The organism is Allobosea sp. (assembly GCF_051860145.1).
In the GTDB taxonomy this organism is placed as follows: Bacteria; Pseudomonadota; Alphaproteobacteria; order Rhizobiales; family Beijerinckiaceae; genus Allobosea.
Genome location: NZ_JBHYEM010000004.1, coordinates 286,954 through 307,401, shown reverse-complemented (window position 1 = coordinate 307,401; position 20,448 = coordinate 286,954). Strand labels below are relative to the sequence as shown.

The window sequence follows — 20,448 nt, the reverse complement described above, 5'->3', positions numbered from 1 at the left end:
CCCTCCAGCACCGCAGGCCCAGGATTGACGCGATGTTCAGCATTGATATATCAATCTCCGGGAAACAGGCCAAAGACAATGGAACTGCAATCTGCAAGCGAAACAGGCCTGCGCGCAAGGAGCATTCTGCCATGACGAAATGGACCGGCGTACTCCCCGCCGTCACGACGAAATTCACCGCCGACGACAGGCTCGACATCGCCGAGATGGAGCGCTGCTTCGCGCTGCAGGTCGAGGCCGGCGTACATGGCCTGATCGTCGCCGGCTCGCTGGGCGAAGCTTCCACGCTGGAGCCAGAGGAGAAGATCGAGGTCCTGAAGACGGCGCTGCGCGTCGCGAACGGCAGGATCCCGGTGCTGCTGACCGTCGCGCAGGGCTCGACCCGGGCGGCCTGCAAGCTGGCCGAGGATGGCGCCAGGGCCGGCGCGGCCGGCTTCATGGTCCTGCCCGGTATTCCCTATAAATCCGAGCCGCGGGAGACCGCGGCCCATTACCGCACCGTCGCCAGAGCCGGCGGCCTGCCGGTGATGATCTACAACAACCCGGTCGCCTACGGTGTCGACATCCCGCCGGCGATGCTGACCGAACTCGCCGACGAGCCGCTCTTCACCGCGATCAAGGAATCCTCCGACGACATCCGCCGGGTCAGCGAGATCAAGTCGCGCTGCGGCGACCGTTTCGCGGTTCTGACCGGCGTCGACAACCTGGCGCTGGAGAGCCTGGCGATGGGCGCCGACGGCTGGGTCGCCGGCCTCGTCGTCGCCTATCCGCGCGAGACCGTGGCGATCTACGAACTCGCCCGGGCCGGCCGCATGGAAGAGGCCATCGCGATCTATCGCTGGTTCCGGCCGCTGCTCGACCTCGACGTCTCGGCTCGACTCGTCCAGAACATCAAGCTGGTCGAAGCGCTGGTGATCGGCTCCAATGATCGCTGCCGCGCGCCGCGCATCGCGCTGGAAGGCACGGAGCGTGCGCGCCTGACGGCCATCGTCGAGGCGGCGGAAGCCAAGAGGCCGACGCTGCCCTCCTTCTGAACGGAGGCCCAATGGCATTCGCCTGCACGACGCCCGCTGTCCCGACCGTCCAGCAGGACGACGAGGCGATCCGCATCACGCGCTGGGATTTCGAGCCCGGCGCTGTGACCGGCTGGCACAGCCATGGCTGGCCCTATTTCGTGATCATGCTGGTCGAAGGCACGCTCAGCATCCATGACGGCGCGAAGGTCACCGACGTGCCGCTCGCCCAGGGCCAGGCCTATATGCGGCCGGCCGGCATCGAGCACGACGTGATGAACGGCTCGCAGCATCCGATCGCCTTCGTCGAGATCGAGGTGAAGCGGCCGGGCGCGCTCAAGGAGCTCAGCCTGTCATGAAGGTCGCGATCGTCGGAGCCGGCATCGTCGGCGTCGCCACTGCGCATGCCTTGCTCGACGACGGTCACGAGGTCCTGATCATCGACAAGGAGGAGCCGGCCTTCGGCCCCTCGCGCGGCAATGCCGGTTGGGTGGCGCATACCGACATCCTGCCGATCGCCAGCCCGAAGAACCTGCGTCAGGTCCCGAAATTCCTGACCGATCCACTCGGCCCGCTCTCGATCCGCCCGGCCTATCTGCCGCGGCTCCTGCCCTGGCTCGGGCGCTTCCTCCTCGCCGCGCGCCCGGCAGCCTATGAGCGCTCGATCCAGGGCCTGGCGGCGCTCCAGCAGCGCGCCCTGCCCGCCTGGCTGAAGCTGGCGGAAACAACAGGCCTGACGGCGCATCTCCACCGCAAGGGCGGGCTCTACGTCTTCACCGACAAGGCCGCCTTCGACGAGGCCGGCCATATCGCGAAACGACAGGCCGAATTCGGCATCAAGGTCGAGATGATCGGCCCCCACGAGCTGCGCCAGCTCGAGCGCGCGCTGAAGAGCGGCTTCGTCGGCGCTGCCTTCCATCCCGGCGCCGCCCATATCAGCGACCCGCTCGAGCTGACGCTCGCGCTGTTCGAGGCGGCGCTGGCGCGCGGCGCGACCTATGAGAAGGCCGAGGTCACCAACCTCTCCATGGCCGAACGCCCGGCCCTGATCGGCCCTGACGGCTGGCAGCGCGTCGTCGACCGCGCCGTGATCGCCACCGGGGCCTGGTCGAAGCCGCTCGCTGCCGCATTGGGAAACCCGGTGCCACTCGACACCGAGCGCGGCTACAATGTCAGCTTTCCGGGCGTCACCGGCCTGACCTCGCGCCCGATCGGCTTCGAGGGCCACGGCTTCGTGGTGACGCCGCTCGACAGCGGCTTGCGCATCGGCGGCGCGGTCGAGTTCGGCGGGCTCGACGCGCCGCCCAATCACGCGCGCACGCGAGCGCTCTATGACAAGGCGAGCCGCTTCGTCGACGGACTGCCGGCCTTCGACAGCGGCCGGCTCTGGATGGGTTTCAGGCCGTCATTGCCTGACTCGCTGCCGGTCATCGGCAAGGCCGCGCGCAATCCCAGCGTCGTCCTCGCCTTCGGCCACGGCCACTACGGCATGACGCAATCGGCGGCGACCGGCGGCCTCGTCGCCGATCTCATCGCCGGCCGGGAGCCCCCGATCGATCTCGGCTATTTCAGCCCGAGCCGCTTCTGATCGCGATGAATCATTTTCCGAGCCAATAGAGCCAACCTCATGACGACCCACACCTTCTTCTGTGTCGATGGCCATACCTGCGGCAATCCCGTGCGTCTCGTCGCCGGCGGCGGCCCGGCGCTGAAAGGCGCCAACATGGTCGAGAAGCGCGCGCATTTTCTCGCGGAATTCGACTGGATCCGCACCGGCCTGATGTTCGAGCCGCGCGGCCACGACATGATGTCCGGCGCGATCCTCTATCCACCGACCCGCGATGACGCCGACATCGCCTTCCTGTTCATCGAGACCTCGGGCTGCCTGCCGATGTGCGGCCATGGCACGATCGGCACCGTCACCATGGCGCTGGAGCGCGGGCTGGTGACGCCGCGCGAGCCAGGCGTGCTCAAGATCGACACGCCGGCCGGGCTCGTCACCGCGACCTATGTCCAGAACGGCCCTTATGTCGACAGCGTCCGCATCACCAATGTTCCCGCCTATCTGCATGCGACCGGCCTGAGCGCCGAGGTCGAGGGGCTGGGCGAGGTCACGGTCGATGTCGCCTATGGCGGCAATTTCTACGCGATCGTCGATCCGCAGGCCGCGATCAACGATATCGCCGAGGTCAACCCGTCCGACCTGCTGCGCTGGAGTCCGAAGCTGCGCGCGGCGCTCAACGCCAAGTACAAGTTCGTGCATCTTGAGAACCCGGCGATCAACGGACTGAGCCACGTGCTCTGGACCGGCAAGCCGACCAAGCCCGAGGCTCATGCCCGCAATGCCGTGTTCTACGGCGACAAGGCGCTCGACCGCTCGCCCTGCGGCACCGGAACCTCCTCGCGCATGGCGCAATGGGCCGCCCAGGGCAGGCTGAAGGTCGGTGACGAGTTCGTCCACGAAAGCATCATCGGCACGCTCTTCCGCGGCCGCGTCGAGGCGACGGCCAAGGTCGGCGACCGCGACGGCATTATACCTTCGATCGAGGGCTGGGCCCGGATGACCGGCTACAACACGATCTTCATCGACGACCGCGATCCGCTGGCGCACGGCTTCCAGGTCACGGATCGGCTCTGAGAAGGCTTGCGAAGCAGGTCTTATTGGCGACCACGGAGGGTTTTGCACAGCACAACGGACAATCATCTTGCGCCAATTTGGCGCTGCGCCGCACAGAGTTCTGCCTATTTCGAGAGCAAATCGCGCGAGATTGCTTTTGACAGAAATATGGACCGGGTGGATTGTCGCAACCGCAAGCCATTGGTAGCTCTGCGTAGCAATCGCATCCCGCATGCGCCGGCGTCATGCCGGCCGAAGAACGGGTCTGATTCGAGGGGTTAGGCGTCTCAATGGAAGTATTCCTCCAGCAGCTCATCAATGGGCTGACCCTGGGGTCGATCTACGGCCTCATCGCCATCGGCTACACGATGGTTTTCGGCATCATCGGCATGGTCAATTTCGCCCACGGCGATGTCTTCATGCTCTCGGCCTTCATCGCGCTGATCTTCTTCATGCTGATCACGGCCGTGGTCGGCACCGGGGCGGGCATGATCATGTTGGCGCTGATCGCCGTGCTCTTCCTGGCGATGTTCTTCACCTCGCTCTGGAGCTGGACGATCGAGCGCGTGGCCTACAGGCCCCTGCGCGGCTCCTTTCGCCTGGCCCCGCTGATCTCCGCGATCGGCATGTCGATCTTCCTGATGAATTTCGTGCAGGTTGTGCAGGGCCCGCGCAACAAGTCGACGCCGCCCATGCTGAACAAGTCGATCACGCTGATCGACAGCACGACCTACAGCGTCACCATCTCCTACAAGCAGATCGTCATCATCGTGACGACGGCCGTGCTCCTCGCAGCCTTCTGGTACATCGTGCAGAAGACGCCCCTCGGCCGCGCCCAGCGCGCCTGCGAGCAGGACCGCAAGATGGCGAGCCTGCTGGGGATCGACGTCGACCGCACCATCTCGGTGACCTTCGTGATGGGCGCGGCGCTCGCCGCCGTGGCCGGCGTCATGTATCTCGTGCTCTACGGCGTCGTGAACTTCGCCGACGGCTTCACCCCCGGCGTAAAGGCCTTCACGGCCGCGGTGCTCGGCGGCATCGGCTCGCTGCCCGGCGCAGTGATCGGCGGCCTGCTGATCGGCCTGATCGAGGTGATGTGGTCGGCCTATTTCACCATCGACTACAAGGACGTCGCCGCCTTCTGCATCCTCGCGCTGGTGCTGGTTTTCATGCCGTCGGGCATTCTCGGCCGGCCCGAAGTCGAGAAGGTCTGACGCATGGCACCCGTCTCCCAGACCCCGGCGGCCCGGCAGGCCGACATGGTGAAGGCGCTCAAGGAAGCCGCCTTCGCCGCGCTCGTCACCTTCGGCCTGTGCATCCCGATCATCGCCTGGGGCACGCGCCAGAACATCAACAACGTCCTCGAGCTCGACCCGCGCTGGGATGCCGTCGCCTGGGCCGTCGCGATCGTCTTCGTCGGCCGCTTCGTGCTGGCGCTGCGCCAGCTGAAAAAGACCGAAGGCAAGCCGGCCGTGCGGCTGCTGCCGCACGGAACGCTCGGCTTCTTCCAGCGCCACTCACGCATCTTCTCGCTGTTCGGCCTCGGCTTCCTGCTCACCTTCCCGATCATCGCGATCAACCTCGCGGGCTGGGGCGGCGCGCTGAAATGGATCGACAATTTCGGCGTCCAGATCCTGATCTATGTCATGCTCGGCTGGGGCCTGAACATCGTCGTCGGCCTCGCCGGCCTGCTCGATCTGGGCTATGTCGCCTTCTATGCGGTCGGCGCCTATTCCTACGCGCTGCTCGCCAAGAATTTCGGCCTGTCCTTCTGGATCCTGCTGCCGCTCTCCGGCATCCTCGCCGCCTTCTGGGGCATGCTCCTGGGTTTCCCGGTACTACGGCTGCGCGGCGACTATCTCGCCATCGTGACCCTGGCCTTCGGCGAGATCATCCGGCTCGTCCTGATCAACTGGGTCGATTTCTCGAACGGCTATGCCGGCATCTCGGGCATTCCGCGCCCGACCTTCTTCGGCATCCCGTTCACCGCCGCCGACAATGGCTTCGCGGCCGTGTTCGGGCTCGAATTCTCGCCGCTCTACCGCACCATCTTCCTCTATTACGTCATCCTGGCGCTGGCCCTGCTGACCGCCTTCGTGACGCTCAGGCTGCGGCGCCTGCCGGTCGGGCGGGCCTGGGAAGCCTTGCGCGAGGATGAGATCGCCTGCCGCTCGCTCGGCATCAACACCACCAACACCAAGCTCACCGCCTTCTCGCTCGGCGCGATGTTCGGCGGCTTCGCCGGCTCCTTCTTCGCCGCGCGCCAGGGCTTCATCAGCCCTGAATCCTTCGTCTTCATGGAATCGGCGATCATCCTCGCCATCGTCGTGCTCGGCGGCATGGGCTCGCTCTGGGGCTGCGCCATCGCCGCCATCGCCATGATCGGCGGCACCGAGCTCCTGCGCGAGCTCGACTGGCTGAAGCAGATCTTCGGCCCCGATTTCGACCCGACCAAATACCGCATGCTGATCTTCGGCTTCGCCATGGTCGCGGTGATGATCTGGAAGCCGCGCGGGCTGATCTCGACGCGCGAACCGACGGCCTTTCTCAAGGAGAAGAAGACGATCTCGGCCGACATGGTCCAGGAGGGCCACGGCTGATGACCGAGATCGCTTCCGCCACGACCGCTACTACGGTCGCGCCGCCCGGCACCCCGCTTCTGAAGGTCGAGCATCTGACGATGCGCTTCGGCGGCCTGACCGCCGTCAACGACCTCTCCTTCGAGGCCCGCAAGGGCGACATCACCGCGCTGATCGGCCCCAACGGCGCCGGCAAGACCACGGTCTTCAACTGCATCACCGGCTTCTACAAGCCGACCGAAGGCATGATGACGCTGACGCAGGACAGCGGGGCGAGCTACCTGCTCGAGCGCATGCCCGATTTCAGGATCTCCTGGAAAGCGAAGGTCGCCCGCACCTTCCAGAACATCCGCCTCTTCGGCGGCATGACGGTGCTCGAGAACCTGCTGGTCGCGCAGCACAACCCGCTGATGATTGCGTCCGGCTTCACCTTTCTCGGCGTCCTCGGCATCGGCGGCTACAAGGCGCGCGAGAAGGAGGCGGTCGAGAAGGCCAAGTTCTGGCTCGAGAAGATCAACCTGATCGACCGCGCCGACGACCCCGCCGCCGACCTGCCTTATGGCGACCAGCGCCGCCTCGAGATCGCGCGCGCCATGTGCACCGATCCCGTGCTGCTTTGCCTCGACGAGCCGGCCGCGGGCCTCAATCCGCGCGAGAGCCACGACCTCAACGAGCTCCTGCTCTCGATCCGCAAGGATCTGGGCACGGCGCTGCTGCTGATCGAGCATGACATGTCCGTGGTCATGCAGATCTCCGATCACGTCGTGGTGCTCGATTACGGCACCAGGATCGCCGACGGCACGCCGGCCGAGATCCAGGCCGATCCGCGGGTGATCGCGGCCTATCTCGGCGTCGATGACGAGGACGTCGCCGCGGTGGAAGCAGAGGTTGGGCTGCAATGACGGACGCCGCGCCGCTGCTCTCCGTTCGCGGGGTCAAGACCTTCTACGGCAAGATCATCGCCCTGAAGGGCGTCGATCTGGACATTCACCAGGGCGAGATCGTCACGATGATCGGCGCCAACGGCGCCGGCAAATCGACGCTGATGATGACGATCTTCGGCAATCCGCAGGCCCGCGAGGGCACGGTCACCTATGAAGGCCGCGACATCACGAAGATGCCGAGCCACGAGATCGCGAGGCTCGGCATCGCGCAGTCGCCGGAAGGCCGGCGCATCTTCCCGCGCATGACGGTCTACGAGAACCTGCAGATGGGCGCGGCTCTGCGCGACCTCAGCCATTTCGACGAGGACCTCGAGAAGATCTGCGTGCTCTTCCCGCGCATCCGCGAGCGGCTGCAGCAGCGCGGCGGCACGCTCTCGGGCGGCGAGCAGCAGATGGTGGCGATCGCACGCGCCCTGATGGCGCGCCCAAAGCTGCTCCTGCTCGACGAGCCGTCCCTCGGCCTCGCCCCGCTGATCGTCAGGCAGATCTTCGAAGCGATCCGCGAGCTCAACCGCACCCAGGGGCTGACGGTCTTCCTGGTCGAGCAGAACGCCTTCCATGCGCTGAAGCTCGCGCATCGAGGCTATGTCATGGTCAACGGCGTGATCACCATGAGCGGCAGCGGCAAGGAATTGCTGGCGAACCCGCAGGTCCAGTCGGCCTATCTCGAAGGCGGGCGGCATTGATCGGAGCACGGCCATGCAAGGCATAATCTACGAGGAGCCGACAGTCTGGCTGTTCCTGCTCGTGACCGTGGTGTTCGGCGGCTGGGCCGCCTGGATGACCGGACGGGCGGTTGCCATCACCTGGCGACCGGTCTTCCAGCTCGTCCTTTACATCCTGGTGCTCGGCCTCTTCGTGCGCTTCATCCACTTCGCTCTGTTCCAGGCGACGCTGCTGACGCTGCACTATTACGTCATCGATACGGTCGTGCTCATGGCCTTCGGGTTCGCCGGCTGGCGCTACTACCGCACCCGGCAGATGACGACGCAATATCGCTGGCTCTACGAGCGCACCGGCCCCTTCGGCTGGAAGGCCCGTGAAGGCGGCTAACCCCCTCCGAAAGAGGCAAATTCCGCATCGAGCTTGCCGCGTGACAGACCGTTGAAAAAGCGCAAGACTGCATTTCACGGTGGCACCACGCGCCGAGACGGACCGACCATCTGGCCCGTTCATAGTGACATACAGGGGAGTCTCATCTCATGAAGAAACTGCTGTTGGGCGGTATTGCGCTCGGCGCGGTCCTCGCCTTTTCCGGCGTGGCCAATGCTCAGATCAAGCTCGGCGTCGGCGGCCCGATCACCGGTCCGAATGCGGCCTTCGGAGCGCAGCTCAAGAACGGCGTCGAGCAGGCGGTGGAGGACATCAATGCGGCCGGCGGCGTGCTCGGCCAGAAGATCTCGGTTTCCGTCGGCGACGACGTCTCCGATCCGAAGCAAGGCGTCTCGGTCGCCAACAAGTTCGTCGGCGACGGCGTCAAATGGGTGGTCGGCCACTTCAACTCCGGCGTCACCATGCCGGCTTCCGAAGTCTATGCCGAGAACGGCATCCTGATGATCAGCCCCTCGGCCACCAACCCGAAGATCACCGAGCGCGGTCTCTGGAACACCTTCCGGACCTGCGGCCGGGACGATCAGCAGGGCGGCGTCGCCTCGGCCTATCTCCTGAAGAACTTCAAGGACAAGAAGATCGCCGTCGTCCACGACAAGACGACCTACGGCCAGGGCCTCGCCGACGAGACCAAGAAGGGTCTCAATGCCGGCGGCGTCAAGGAAGTGCTCTATGAAGGCGTCAACGCCGGCGAGAAGGATTTCTCGGCGCTCGTCTCCAAGATCAAGGCAGCCGGCGCCGATTATCTCTACTGGGGCGGCCTGCACACCGAGGGCGGCCTGATCGTGCGCCAGATGCGCGACCAGGGCCTGAAGACCGTGCTGGTCTCCGGCGACGGCATCACCACCGACGAGTTCGCCACGATCGGCGGTCCCGGTGTCGAAGGCACGCTGATGACCTTCCCGCCGGATCCGCAGAAGCGTCCGGAGGCGGCTGCCGTCCTGGCGAAGTTCGAGGCCCGCAAGTTCAAGCCGGAAGCCTATACGCTGTACAGCTACGCCGCCGTGCAGATCATGGCGGAAGGCGCCAAGCGGGCGAACTCGGTCGATCCCAAGAAGATCGCCACCGCGCTCCAGGGCGGGCAGCCGGTCAAGACCGTGATCGGCGACATCGCCTTCGACAAGAAGGGCGACATCACCCGCCCCGACTACACCGTCTACACCTGGAAGAAGCAGGCCGACGGCAAGGTCACCTATGTCGAGAATTGATCCCGGCGCCTGATCGCCGCGATCGACATCAGACCCGCCCCGGAGCGATCCGGGGCGGGTTTCGTTTAGGCTGAACCATTCGCATGCTTGCGCGGCGCGCAATCCCCGCCCTACGCTACCCACCGTAAAGTGCAGTCATTGGCGCGCGGGGGGCACGCAATGGCGGATCACGACCCCAGGAAGATCATCCTGCTCTCGGACGGCACCGGCAACAGCGCCGCTGCCCTGTTCAAGACCAATGTCTTCCGGCTGTACCAGGCGCTCGACCTGTCCCGGAAGGACCAGGTCGCCTTCTACGATGACGGGGTCGGCACCTCGACCTTCAAGCCGCTCGCCATGCTGGGCGGCGCCTTCGGCTTCGGCCTGAAGCGCAACGTGCTCGATCTCTATGTCCAGCTCAGCCGCACCTATCGGCCGGGCGACAGGATCTACATGTTCGGCTTCAGCCGCGGCGCCTTCACGATCCGCATTCTTGCCGGCCTCATCCTGAAGCAGGGCCTGGTCGCCAAGGGCGGCGAAGCCAAGATGCAGCGCAGTGCGCAGGCTGCGTTTCGTCGCTACAGGCAGGATTTCGTCAGCAAGAGCCGCGTCTTTCACGCCATCCTCACCGGTTTCCGCGCCCTGCGTGACGCCGCCCTCGCGGCTCTCGACAAGCTTTTGAACCGCAAGCGCGAATTCGGCGCCCATCGCGACACGATCGAGGTCCGCTTCATGGGCCTCTGGGACACCGTCGCGGCCTATGGCCTGCCGATCGACGAATTGACCCGCGCCTGGGACGCCATCTTCCCGCTTTCCGTCCCGGACCGCGACCTGCATCCGCGCGTTCTGAAAGCCTGCCACGCGCTCGCGCTCGACGACGAGCGCAACACTTTCCATCCCGTTCTGTGGAACGAGGCGCTGGAGCCGGCCCGCGACCGGATCGCCGACGAGCGCATCAGCCAGGTCTGGTTCGCCGGCATGCATTCCAATGTCGGCGGCAGCTACCCGCTCGACGGCCTCGCCTATGTCACGCTGGACTGGATGATGCAGCAGGTCAGCGAAAGCGGGCCGCTGGGCACTGAGGGGCTGCGCTTCAACGCGAACGAGCCGGACCGGATCAGGCTTCTCGCCGATCCGGATGCACCGATGGCGGATTCCCGCCAGGGCTTCGGCGGCACCTATCGCTACCGGCCGCGCAAGCTGGTCGAGCTTTCCCTCGACACGCTCGATCCGCGCAATCCGGTGCTGATCCACCGGATCAAACTCCATGAGAGCGTGATGAAGCGCATCGCCAGCGGCGTGACCGGCTATGCGCCGATCGTGCTGCCAGATCACTATGCCGTGGCCGGCAATGACGGCGCCATCCTCGCCATGCCCGACGGCAAGCGCCCTGCCCGGCCGGCCTTGCCGATCGAGCACCGGCTGCAGGGCGAAAGCCGCGCCAACGCGCAGGAATCGGTCTGGAACCTGGTCTGGGCCAAGCGGGTCGCCTATTTCAGCTCGATCTTCGTCGCGCTTCTCCTGGTCGCGCTACCGCTGCTGACCCCGGCGGAGGATGTCTGTGCGGGGCCGGCCTGTTTCGTCACGCCAGCGATCGACGCGCTGGGGTCGTTCCTGCCCGGCTTCGCCGAGACCTGGCTCGCGACCTATCGAAGCCATCCCGGAACCTTCCTGATCCTGGCCGCGATCCTGCTGCTGCTGGTCAAACTCGGCGACATGCTCAAGACCGAGATCGATGACCGCATGCGTCCCCTGCTCGCCCCTCTCGCTGCAGCGGGCGGCAAGCCGCCAGCCACGGTCGCACCGCTTCCCGACAGCAACCTCTTCCGCCTGCGCAGCTCGCGCCTTTACCAGCGTGTCTTCGGCGTGCTGAAGCGGGTCGTGATGCCGACGCTCGCCGGCGTGATCGCGCTCCTGCTGATCGTGGCCGGGCTGAACCGCGTGCTGGTCAGCGCCGCGTCCTCGAGCGGGCTGATCTGCCGGAAGGCGCCGACCAGCTACACGCCGGCGACACCGTTCCGCACCAATGATCCATGCTGGTCGAACGGCGCGATCCTGGAGAAGGGCAAGCGCTACACCATCACCCTCACCATCCCGCCCGGCGACGACAAGGCGTGGAGCGACGATGGAACGCCGACCGGCACGCTCGGATCCCCATCCGACAGCCAATCGATCTCGGATCGCGCCTTCGTGCTGCTTCGGCGCCAGATCGGCCGCTTCTGGAACCAGCCGATCGCGCGGATCGGCGGCCTCGGCGACGACGAGTATCCGCTCTATCCCGAGGATTGGTCGCTACCGACCGGAACGGAAACCCGGCTGAAGGCGCAGATCACGCCGAAACGCGAAGGCCCGCTCTATCTTTACGTCAATGACGTGGTTCTGCCCTTCGGGCGCTGGCAGCCGGGCTACGCCAATAACCGGGGCGAGGCGACGGTCGAGATCGAGCCGCCGCCCAAAGGCGTCGTCACAACCCCTTGAGGAAACTCGCAAAGCGCAGCAAACCGTCCGGCCACGGCCCATGGCCGGATTCGCTGTTGAGATGGCCGCCATCGCCGGCATCGACGAACTCGGCGCCCCAGGCCGCGGCCAGCGCCCGCGCCTCGTCCTGCGAGCAATAGGGATCGGTCGCGCTGGCGATGACGATGGCGGGAAACGGCAGCTTCTCCAGCCGATGCTCGGCAAAGGCCGCTTCCATGCCGGGAATGGCGCGCTTAGCCGTCTCGGACGGCGGAGCCACAAGGAAGCCGCCCGCCACCTCGCCGGGCTTCAGGTGCTCGGCCGCATGGGCCACCGCGCTGACCCCGGCCGAATGCGCCACGAGCACCACCGGCCGCGTCGCGGCCCGCACCGCCTCGACGATGCGCCGCGACCAGTCCTCACGCTCCGGCTTGTACCAGTCGGCCTGTTCGACGACGCGGGCCGTCGGCAATTTGGCGACCCAGCGGCTCTGCCAGTGGTCGGGTCCGGACCCGGACCAGCCGGGGATGATGAGGATATCGGCTTCGGAGGATTTCATGGTTCACCCCTCCCCGAACACCCGGGCGAAGATCGTGTCGACATGCTTGAAGTGATAGCCCTCGTCGAACATCGCCTCGAGCTCCGCTGCCGACAGCTTCGCGGTGACGTCATTGTCGGCCTTGAGGTTGGTCAGGAAATCCTCGCCATGCTCCCAGGTGCGCATCGCGTTGCGCTGGACCAGTGAATAGCTTTCCTCGCGGCTGGCGCCCGCCTGGGTCAGAGCGAGCAGCACGCGCTGGGAGTTGTGCAAGCCACCGAGCCGGTCGAGGTTCTTGCGCATGTTCTGCGGATAGATCAGCAGCTTGTCGACGACGCCGGTGAGGCGCGCCAGCGCGAAGTCGAGCGTCACCGTGGCGTCGGGGCCGATCATGCGTTCCACCGAGGAATGCGAGATGTCGCGCTCGTGCCAGAGCGCGACGTTCTCCAGCGCCGGCGTGACCATGCCCCGCACCAGCCGGGCGAGCCCGGTCAGGTTCTCGGTTAGGACCGGATTGCGCTTGTGCGGCATCGCCGAGGAGCCCTTCTGGCCCGGCGAGAAGAACTCCTCGGCCTCATAAACCTCGGTACGCTGCAGATGCCGTATCTCGGTCGCCAGCCGCTCGACGCAGGATGCGACGACGCCGAGCGTCGCGAAATACATCGCATGCCGGTCGCGCGGGATGACCTGGGTCGAGACCGGCTCGACCGTCAGCCCCATCTTCGTCGCGACATGGGCTTCGACCTGCGGGTCGATATTGGCGAAGGTGCCGACGGCGCCCGAGATCGCGCAGGTCGCGATCTCGGCGCGGGCGGCGACCAGCCGCGCACGGCAGCGGCTGAACTCGGCATAGGCCTGCGCCAACTTGAGCCCAAAAGTCACCGGCTCGGCATGGATGCCGTGCGAGCGGCCGATGGTCGGCGTCAGCTTGTGCTCGAAGGCGCGCCGCTTGATTGCGGCAAGCAGCGCGTCGACATCGGCGATCAGGATATCGGTCGCCCGCGCGAGCTGCACCGACAGCGTGGTGTCGAGGATGTCCGAGGAGGTCATGCCCTGATGGACGAAGCGCGCCTCCGGTCCGACGATCTCGGCCAGATGCGTCAGGAAGGCGATGACGTCATGCTTGGTGACGCGCTCGATCTCGTCGATGCGCGCGACGTCGAAGGTGGCATCCTTCGCCTTCGCCCAGATCGTCGCGGCCGCCTCCTTCGGCACCACACCGAGCTCGGCCAGCTTGTCGGTGGCGTGAGCCTCGATCTCGAACCAGATCCGGAACCGGGTCTGCGGCTCCCAGATCGCGACCATCTCGGGGCGGGAATAGCGCGGGATCATCGGAATACTCGCGTTGAATTTTGATTGCGTCCGCGCTCGCTAGCATGTGCGGGCCCCACGCGAAACGTCGGCCGCGTGCAGACCATCGGATTTGGCGCGATTGACATCGTACCGACCGGTTGGTATGTCAACAGAATGAACACGACGTCCGCCATCGAACAAGTCTCCGGCGATGCCCGCAGCCGCCTGCTCGCAGCGGCCGTCACGCTGATCCGCCGGCATGGCTATGCAGGAACCTCGGTCAACGATCTCTGCGCCGCCGCCGGCGTGACCAAGGGCGCCTTCTTCCATCACTTCAAGAGCAAGGACGAGCTCGGCGTCGCCGCTGCGGACCATTGGTCCGACACGACCGGCGCCCTGTTCGCCGAAGCGCCGTATCACGATCATCCCGATCCGCTCGATCGTGTCCTCGGCTATGTCGCCTTCCGCAAGGCGCTGCTGCAGGGCGGCGTGCCCGAGTTCACCTGCCTCGTCGGCACCATGGTGCAGGAAACCTACGAGACCGCGCCGGCCATCCGCGACGCCTGTGACCGCAGCATCAGCGGCCATGCCGCCACGCTGGAAGCCGATATCGAAGCGACGATGCGGGACCGGCGCATCACGCCCGGCTGGACCGCCAAATCGCTCGCGCTCCACACCCAGGTCGTTCTCCAGGGCGCATTCATTCTCGCCAAGGCGAAAGGCGGAGCGGAAATCGCCGCCGACAGCATCGACCATCTCGTCCGGTATCTGCAGTTGGTCTTCGGCTCCGGAAATACCGAACGTCTCTAATGACATCGCATCAGGAGGAGAAGAGCATGCCCAATACAATCCGATTCCACCGCGTGATCGCGACCAGCCCGGAGAAGGTGTATCGCGCCTTCCTCGAAAGCGATGCCGTGGCGAGCTGGCTCCCGCCTTACGGCTTCCTCTGCACGGTCCATGAACTGGACGCGAAGGTGGGCGGCACTCACAGGATGTCGTTCCGCAACTTCACCACGGGCGACAGCCATTCCTTTGGTGGCACCTATCAAGAACTCGTGCCGGGAAAGCGCCTCGTCTACACGGACAGGTTCGACGACCCGAATTTGCCGGGCGAGATGCGCGTGACGGTGACCTTGAAGGCCGTTTCGGTGGGCACCGAAGTCAATATCGAGCAGGAAGGCGTGCCGGACCTGATCCCACCCGAGGCGTGCTACCTCGGCTGGCAGGACTCCTTGCACAAGCTGGAAAAGCTCGTGGTGCCCGAAATCAACCAGTAAAATGGAAGGGAAGCCTTCGCCATTACCTGCGTGACGCCCGATGGCGTCCCGCCATTACCCGGAGCCTTCCAATGACTCCCACCATCACCGCCTTTGAGCGCTCGCCTGATCGCGGCAAGGGGCTGGCGCGTGACATGCGTGTTCGCTGGGCTCTCGAAGAAGCAGGCCAGCCCTACGAGGTTCGCCTTCTTTCGTTCAAGGCGATGAAGCAGACCGCGCATCTCGCGCTTAATCCCTTCGGGCAGATTCCAACCTATGAGGACGGCGATCTCGCCCTGTTCGAGTCGGGCGCGATCGTGTTCCACATCGCCGAGCGCCATGCGGGCCTGCTGCCGCGCGATGTGAATGCCCGGGCGCGCGCGATCACGTGGATGTTTGCCGCGCTCGACACGGTGGAGCCGCCGATCTTCGACCGCGCTCTCGCCAAGATCCTGGAGCGCGACGAGCCCTGGTACGAGCAGCGCCTTCGTGTCCTCGAGGACAGCATCCGGAAACGGCTGGGCGGTCTTTCAGCTCGCCTTGGCGATGCCGACTGGCTCGATGGCGCGTTCAGCGCCGGTGACCTGCTGATGGTGACGGTGCTGCGCAGGCTGCACGGCTCGGCTATGCTGGAGGACTATCCGAACCTCGCCGCCTATGTCGCACGCGGCGAGGCGCGGCCAGCATATATGCGTGCCTTCGAGGCTCAGTTGGCGGTCCTCACCGCCGCATCGACGAGCTGACGAGCTCGGCTCTGCGAAAGCTCTCATCGAGGTCTTTCGCTCTATTCATCGCCCTGACAGGGCCAACCAACCACAAGAGGAGAACGCCCATGTCCTATATCGATGGTTTCGTCGCTGCCGTACCCGCTGCCAACCGCGAGGCCTATGCCGAGCATGCCCGCAAGGCCGCGCCGCTCTTCAAGGAACATGGCGCCACGCGCGTCATGGAATGCTGGGGCGACGACATCATGCGCGGCAAGCAGACCGATTTCTATCGCGCCGTCGAGGCGAAGGACGACGAGGTCGTCGTCTTCTCCTGGATCGAGTGGCCGAGCAAGGAGGCCCGCGACGCGGCCTGGCAGAAGCTCATGGCGGATCCGCGCATGCAGCCTGACGCCAACCCGATGCCCTTCGACGGCAAGCGCCTGATCTATGGCGGCTTCGCTGAGATCGATATGGCGGCGTGAGTTGAAGCACTCGCCTCCCGATGAGGCGTGGTCGTCATTGCGAGGAGCGTAGCGACGAAGCAATCCAGGGGCCGTCCAGCGAGTCCTCCTGGATTGCTTCGCTCCGCTCGCAATGACGGTGGGCGGTGCCGTCTGTCAGACCCACTCCCCGCGGGCGGCCTCGGCTGCCTTGCGGATCGCCGCGATATTGGCGGCGTAGTGCGCGGGCCCGCCCTTGAAGGCGGCCGATCCCGCGACGAGCGTGTCGGCGCCGGCCTTGACCGCGAGCGGCGCGGTCTCCGTCGTCACCCCGCCATCGACCTCGAGCGCAATCGGCCGCTCGCCGATCAGCGCACGCACGCGGGCGATCTTCTCGACCACGGAACGGATGAAGCTCTGGCCGCCGAAGCCGGGATTGACGCTCATCAGCAGGATGAGGTCGAGATCGTCGAGCAGCGGCTCGACGGCGCTTTCCGGCGTGCCGGGATTGAGCACGATGCCGGCCTGCTTGCCCTGGGCCTTGATCGCCTGCAGCGTCCGGTGGCTATGCGGCCCGGCCTCGACATGGAAGGAGATCAGGTCAGCGCCGGCCTTGGCGAAGGCTTCGACATAGGGGTCGACCGGCGCGATCATCAGATGCACGTCGAAGAACTTCTTCGTGTGCGGGCGGATCGCCTTCAGCACATCGGGGCCGAAGCTGATATTGGGCACGAAATGCCCGTCCATCACGTCGCAATGGATCCAGTCGGCGCCGGCGGCGTCGATGGCACGGACCTCCTCCCCCAGCTTGGAGAAATCGGCCGAGAGGATCGAGGGAGCGATGCGGATGGGGCTGGTCATGGCCGAAGCGTTTAGCGCCCGTCGGCCAGCCCCGCAATCCGAGCATATCCTTTTTCGGGGCGTTTCACCGGGACGGACAGCCGCCTGTCCGCCTCGGCAATCTCTTCGGCCGCCACGGCGAAGGCCGGACGCTCCGACAGACGTCGCCACCAGCCGGACAGCGCCTTGAAGGCATCGAGCGGCGGAGCGCCGAGCCGCAGCGCCCAGAGCACGGTCATGAAGGTCGCGATGTCGGCGACTGAGAGCGCCTCGCCGAGGAAGTCCCGCCCCGCCAGCTTCTCGTCGAGCCGCGCGTAATGGCGCTCGAGCTCGACTTCGGCGATCAGGGCGTCAGTCTCCTGCTGCGCCCGCTTGTTGCGGTCCGTCGTCGGCGGCGCGTTGCGGTGCATCAGCGGCCGCACTGCCGCGAACATGATCTCGTCGGCGTGGAGTTCGTCGAGCCTGCACAGCGCCCGCTCGACGGGCGTCCGTGGAAAGAGCGGCGGCTGCGGATAGGCCTCGTCGAGATATTCGAGGATCAGCGTCGAATCGTAGAGCACCAGCCCGGCGTCGTTGAGCACGGGAACCTGGCGCTTAGGGTTCATCGCCAGCACCTCGGGATGGCGCGGCTCGTAGCCCGTGGTCTGGTTGAACGGCACCATGATGCGCTCGAAGGCGAGATCCTTCTCCCGCAGCGCGATCTCGACCTTGCGCGAGAACAGGCTCAGCGGTCCGGAATAGAGGGTGATCATGGCAACGCTCCCCAGAAATGGTGGAGCAAAGCTCGCAGGTCGTGCGGTCAGTCCGCGTCAGCAGGCGTTTCGCTGCGTCTGATCCGTGCGGCCACCCCGCGCAGCAGCCAGGGCAGCAGATAGATCGGGAACTGCGCCAGCGCGAAAAAGAGAAAAGTGGTCGGCGGCACGCCCGCCCCGAGCGCCGCGACCAGGAGCCCCATGTTCCGCTGACCCGTGCCATAGCCGATCATGAAGCGTTCCGAGCGCCGGAACGGTCGCAGCAGCAGCATGGACAGCAACAGGCCGGCGGCCGAGACGGCGAAGACGATCACGAGGAACAGCAGAACCTGGCCGGGATTCGCCAGGGCGGCCCGCGTCACCCCGTCCATCGCCGCAATGGCGAAGACGAAATACATCAGCACGCCAAAACCATCGAGATTGGCCTTCATCGCCCGGATGCGCGCGACGCCGAGCCAATGGCGCAGGATCGCGGCGACGACCATGCCGCCGCCGACGAACAGCACGAGCCTGAGCGTCAGGGCCCAGCGATCGAGCGGGACGGCGGCGCCCGCCAGCAATTCGACCACGACCGGCGCGACGATGGGGCTGATCACCGTCGTGACCACCACGCCGGCGATGATCAGCGACGGCTCGAAACCGTAGAGGATCGCGACCGCGGGCGACGACATGATCGGCGGCGCCGCCCCCATGATGGCGAGCCCGAGGATCAGGCCGGGATCGAGCGCGGCCCGCCCGACGAGCAGGAACGCTCCGCCTATCAGCAGCGCCGGGCCGAGGATGAGCCACAGGCATGCCAGGATCAGCTTGGCCGGGCGCCGGACGAGCCCGGCGATGACGCTGAAATCAGCGCGCACGAAGACGACGGTGGTGAAGCAGAAGATCGTCACCGGCAGCAGCGGCCGGGCCGCCGCCGAGAATTGCGGCAGGGCCAGGCCGAGGAAGATCGAGAGGGCGAAGCCTTGCGTGCCATAGCGGCCCAGAAGGGCGAGGCCGGCGGCGAGGAAAGCGGCGAAACGCGAGAGCATGAAGGCCTGAATCGGTGAGAAACCCGCGCCACACTGGCCGATCACGGCCGCTGCGTCACCCGCTCCTCCCGCAGACCCGTTGAGCGCAGACAGAATCTTGCGCCGAAACCGCTGGTTTGACGATCGCGAGAATGTTCTTCGCTGAGTTGGCGCAAAACTTGCGAAAGTTTCGCGATATGACCGCAAAAATGCGCCACGGCGCTGACATCGCGGCTGGGGCCGCTATTTTCAGGGTCGAGCCAGGGGCTGACAGGAGCAGGCAATGCGGACCGATACGATCGTTCTCGGGGCGGGGATCGTCGGCATCTCGGTGGCGCTGCATCTGCAGAAGGCCGGCCGCTCCGTGCTGCTGGTCGACAAGCGTGGGCCCGGCGAGGAGACCAGCTACGGCAATGCCGGGCTGATCCAGCGCGAGGGCGTCTATCCTTACGGCTTCCCGCATGATTTCGGGGCGCTGTTCCGCTACGCGATGAACAACACCATCGACGCCTCCTACCATTGGAACGCGATCCCGAAGCTCGCGCCTTTCCTGTGGTCCTACTGGATGCATTCGCGCGCCGCCAAGCACCAGGCGATCGCCCATCAATACGCGACGCTGATCGAGCATTGCGTCACCGAGCACGATGCGCTCGCGACTGAGGCCGGCGCGACGCAGCTCCTGCGCCGCAAGGGCTGGCTGAAGGTCTTCCGCACCGCAGCCCAGCAGGAAGAGCGCCTCTCCGAGGCGGAGCGCTGGAACAAGGAATTCGGCCTGAACTACCGCCCGCTCGACGTCGCAGCCCTGCGCACTGAGGAACCGCATCTCGACCAGAGCCTGATCGGCGGCCTGCACTGGACCGATCCGGTGACGGTGGTCGATCCGCACGGCCTCTCCAAGGCCTATGTCACGCTGTTCGAGATGCTCGGCGGCAAGCTGGCGCAGGGCGATGCCGGCTCGCTGGCGCAGGACGGCCAGGGCTGGAGCGTGACGCTTGCCGACGGCACCCGCGCCAGCGCCCATGATGCGGTCGTGGCGCTTGGCCCCTGGGCCGACGTGCTGACCAACCGGCTCGGCTACCGGCTGCCGCTGGCGGTCAAGCGCGGTTACCACATGCATTACAAGCCGCTCGGCAACGCCGTCTTGAACCACCCGGTGCTCGACACCGAGCGCGGCTATTTCCTGGCGCCGATGCTGCAGGGCGTGCGGCTGACGACCGGCGCCGAATTCGCGCTGCGCGATGCGCCCAAGACCCCGGTGCAGCTCGCCCGCGCCGAGCCGATCGCAAGGACCCTGTTCCCGCTCGGCGAGCGCATCGATCGCGAGCCCTGGCTCGGCAACCGCCCCTGCACGCCCGACATGATGCCGATCATCGGCCCGGCGCCGAAGCACCGGAACCTCTGGTTCTCCTTCGGCCATGCCCATCATGGGTTGACGCTGGCGGCGGTCACCGGCCGCATGGTCGCCGAGATGGTGACGGGCGAGAAGGTTTTCGTCGATCCCGCCCCGTTCTCGCCGGCGCGCTTCGGCTAGACGACACCCGTCATTCCCGGGCGGGCGCAGCGGAGACCCGGGAATCTCTTGATCCGGAGATGCTCGGGTCAAGCCCGAGCATGACGCGAAGGGCTGGCCTGCGTCACGCCCCCTCGCCTCCCGCGCCAAGCCCTGCCACGATCGCCGCCGCTTTCGATTCTGACCCAAGGTTGC

21 protein-coding genes are annotated in these 20,448 nt (G+C 66.0%); 16 read left to right on the top strand and 5 right to left on the bottom strand.

Translation table 11 applies throughout. The annotated features are described in order from the left end of the window. Positions 1–131: 131 nt before the first annotated feature. The 11 genes from ACTIF2_RS09430 (at position 132) to ACTIF2_RS09380 (ending at position 11,928) form a co-directional block, all read left to right on the top strand. Entirely contained in the window at positions 132–1,034 is a 903-nt protein-coding gene (locus ACTIF2_RS09430; protein WP_439496799.1) for a dihydrodipicolinate synthase family protein, read from the top strand. A gap of 11 nt (positions 1,035–1,045) precedes the next feature. Then, entirely contained in the window at positions 1,046–1,372 is a 327-nt protein-coding gene (locus ACTIF2_RS09425; protein WP_439496798.1) for a cupin domain-containing protein, read from the top strand. Then, positions 1,369–2,601, top strand: a complete 1,233-nt coding sequence (locus ACTIF2_RS09420) for an NAD(P)/FAD-dependent oxidoreductase (RefSeq protein WP_439496797.1) — start codon at positions 1,369–1,371, stop codon at positions 2,599–2,601. Before ACTIF2_RS09425 ends, ACTIF2_RS09420 begins: the two co-directional genes overlap by 4 nt. Positions 2,602–2,640: 39 nt before the next feature. Then, positions 2,641–3,651, top strand: a complete 1,011-nt coding sequence (locus tag ACTIF2_RS09415; RefSeq protein WP_439496796.1) for a 4-hydroxyproline epimerase — start codon at positions 2,641–2,643, stop codon at positions 3,649–3,651. A 269-nt stretch (positions 3,652–3,920) separates the two neighbouring features. Next, positions 3,921–4,844: an ABC transporter permease subunit gene (locus ACTIF2_RS09410; RefSeq protein ID WP_439496795.1), complete on the top strand. Its 924-nt coding sequence runs from the start codon at positions 3,921–3,923 to the stop codon at positions 4,842–4,844. Between the two features lie 3 nt (positions 4,845–4,847). Continuing rightward, positions 4,848–6,230 carry a high-affinity branched-chain amino acid ABC transporter permease LivM gene (livM, locus tag ACTIF2_RS09405; RefSeq protein WP_439496794.1) on the top strand — a complete coding sequence of 461 codons (1,383 nt, stop codon included), beginning with the start codon at positions 4,848–4,850 and terminating at the stop codon, positions 6,228–6,230. Further along, positions 6,230–7,111, top strand: coding sequence for an ABC transporter ATP-binding protein (locus ACTIF2_RS09400; RefSeq protein ID WP_439496793.1), 882 nt, complete (start codon positions 6,230–6,232; stop codon positions 7,109–7,111). The genes livM and ACTIF2_RS09400 overlap by 1 nt, the downstream gene beginning before the upstream one ends. After that, on the top strand, positions 7,108–7,839 hold the full coding sequence (locus ACTIF2_RS09395; RefSeq protein WP_439496792.1) for an ABC transporter ATP-binding protein: 732 nt from the start codon (positions 7,108–7,110) through the stop codon (positions 7,837–7,839). The genes ACTIF2_RS09400 and ACTIF2_RS09395 overlap by 4 nt, the downstream gene beginning before the upstream one ends. A gap of 13 nt (positions 7,840–7,852) precedes the next feature. Next, positions 7,853–8,206: a DUF6867 family protein gene (locus ACTIF2_RS09390; protein ID WP_439496791.1), complete on the top strand. Its 354-nt coding sequence runs from the start codon at positions 7,853–7,855 to the stop codon at positions 8,204–8,206. Between the two features lie 149 nt (positions 8,207–8,355). Continuing rightward, the gene (locus ACTIF2_RS09385; protein WP_439496790.1) at positions 8,356–9,471 is read left to right on the top strand and encodes a branched-chain amino acid ABC transporter substrate-binding protein; all 1,116 of its coding nucleotides are present in this window, start codon (positions 8,356–8,358) and stop codon (positions 9,469–9,471) included. Positions 9,472–9,630: 159 nt separating this feature from the next. Beyond that, positions 9,631–11,928, top strand: a complete 2,298-nt coding sequence (locus tag ACTIF2_RS09380; protein ID WP_439496789.1) for a DUF2235 domain-containing protein — start codon at positions 9,631–9,633, stop codon at positions 11,926–11,928. Here ACTIF2_RS09380 and ACTIF2_RS09375 read toward each other — a convergent pair. Together ACTIF2_RS09375 and purB are read right to left on the bottom strand one after the other, a co-directional pair. Then, positions 11,915–12,466 (bottom strand): RBBP9/YdeN family alpha/beta hydrolase, encoded by a 552-nt coding sequence (locus tag ACTIF2_RS09375; RefSeq protein WP_439496788.1) that lies wholly within the window; start codon positions 12,464–12,466, stop codon positions 11,915–11,917. The genes ACTIF2_RS09380 and ACTIF2_RS09375 overlap by 14 nt on opposite strands. A gap of 3 nt (positions 12,467–12,469) precedes the next feature. Further along, positions 12,470–13,777 (bottom strand): adenylosuccinate lyase, encoded by a 1,308-nt coding sequence (gene purB, locus ACTIF2_RS09370; protein WP_439496787.1) that lies wholly within the window; start codon positions 13,775–13,777, stop codon positions 12,470–12,472. 135 nt (positions 13,778–13,912) lie between these two features. On the opposite strand from purB, the gene ACTIF2_RS09365 reads away from it, so the two are divergent. The 4 genes from ACTIF2_RS09365 (at position 13,913) to ACTIF2_RS09350 (ending at position 16,186) form a co-directional block, all read left to right on the top strand. Next, a complete protein-coding gene (locus ACTIF2_RS09365) occupies positions 13,913–14,548 on the top strand; it encodes a TetR/AcrR family transcriptional regulator (RefSeq protein ID WP_439496786.1) in 636 nt (211 codons plus the stop codon). A gap of 26 nt (positions 14,549–14,574) precedes the next feature. Continuing rightward, entirely contained in the window at positions 14,575–15,018 is a 444-nt protein-coding gene (locus ACTIF2_RS09360; RefSeq protein WP_439496785.1) for an SRPBCC family protein, read from the top strand. A gap of 71 nt (positions 15,019–15,089) precedes the next feature. Next, positions 15,090–15,740, top strand: coding sequence for a glutathione S-transferase family protein (locus ACTIF2_RS09355; protein ID WP_439496784.1), 651 nt, complete (start codon positions 15,090–15,092; stop codon positions 15,738–15,740). Positions 15,741–15,829: 89 nt separating this feature from the next. Continuing rightward, a complete protein-coding gene (locus ACTIF2_RS09350) occupies positions 15,830–16,186 on the top strand; it encodes a DUF1428 domain-containing protein (protein WP_439496783.1) in 357 nt (118 codons plus the stop codon). 135 nt (positions 16,187–16,321) lie between these two features. Here the strand turns inward: ACTIF2_RS09350 and rpe are convergent, their stop codons facing one another. From rpe to ACTIF2_RS09335, 3 genes are read right to left on the bottom strand one after another with little or no spacing between them, the layout of a single operon-like run. Then, the gene (gene rpe, locus ACTIF2_RS09345) at positions 16,322–17,005 is read right to left on the bottom strand and encodes a ribulose-phosphate 3-epimerase (RefSeq protein ID WP_439496782.1); all 684 of its coding nucleotides are present in this window, start codon (positions 17,003–17,005) and stop codon (positions 16,322–16,324) included. An 11-nt stretch (positions 17,006–17,016) separates the two neighbouring features. Beyond that, positions 17,017–17,736 (bottom strand): glutathione S-transferase family protein, encoded by a 720-nt coding sequence (locus ACTIF2_RS09340; protein ID WP_439496781.1) that lies wholly within the window; start codon positions 17,734–17,736, stop codon positions 17,017–17,019. Between the two features lie 47 nt (positions 17,737–17,783). Next, positions 17,784–18,764, bottom strand: coding sequence for a sodium:proton symporter (locus ACTIF2_RS09335; protein ID WP_439496780.1), 981 nt, complete (start codon positions 18,762–18,764; stop codon positions 17,784–17,786). A 262-nt stretch (positions 18,765–19,026) separates the two neighbouring features. On the opposite strand from ACTIF2_RS09335, the gene ACTIF2_RS09330 reads away from it, so the two are divergent. Next, complete coding sequence (locus ACTIF2_RS09330) at positions 19,027–20,274, top strand: NAD(P)/FAD-dependent oxidoreductase (RefSeq protein ID WP_439496779.1); 1,248 nt, start codon at positions 19,027–19,029, stop codon at positions 20,272–20,274. The last annotated feature ends 174 nt before the right edge of the window (positions 20,275–20,448 follow it).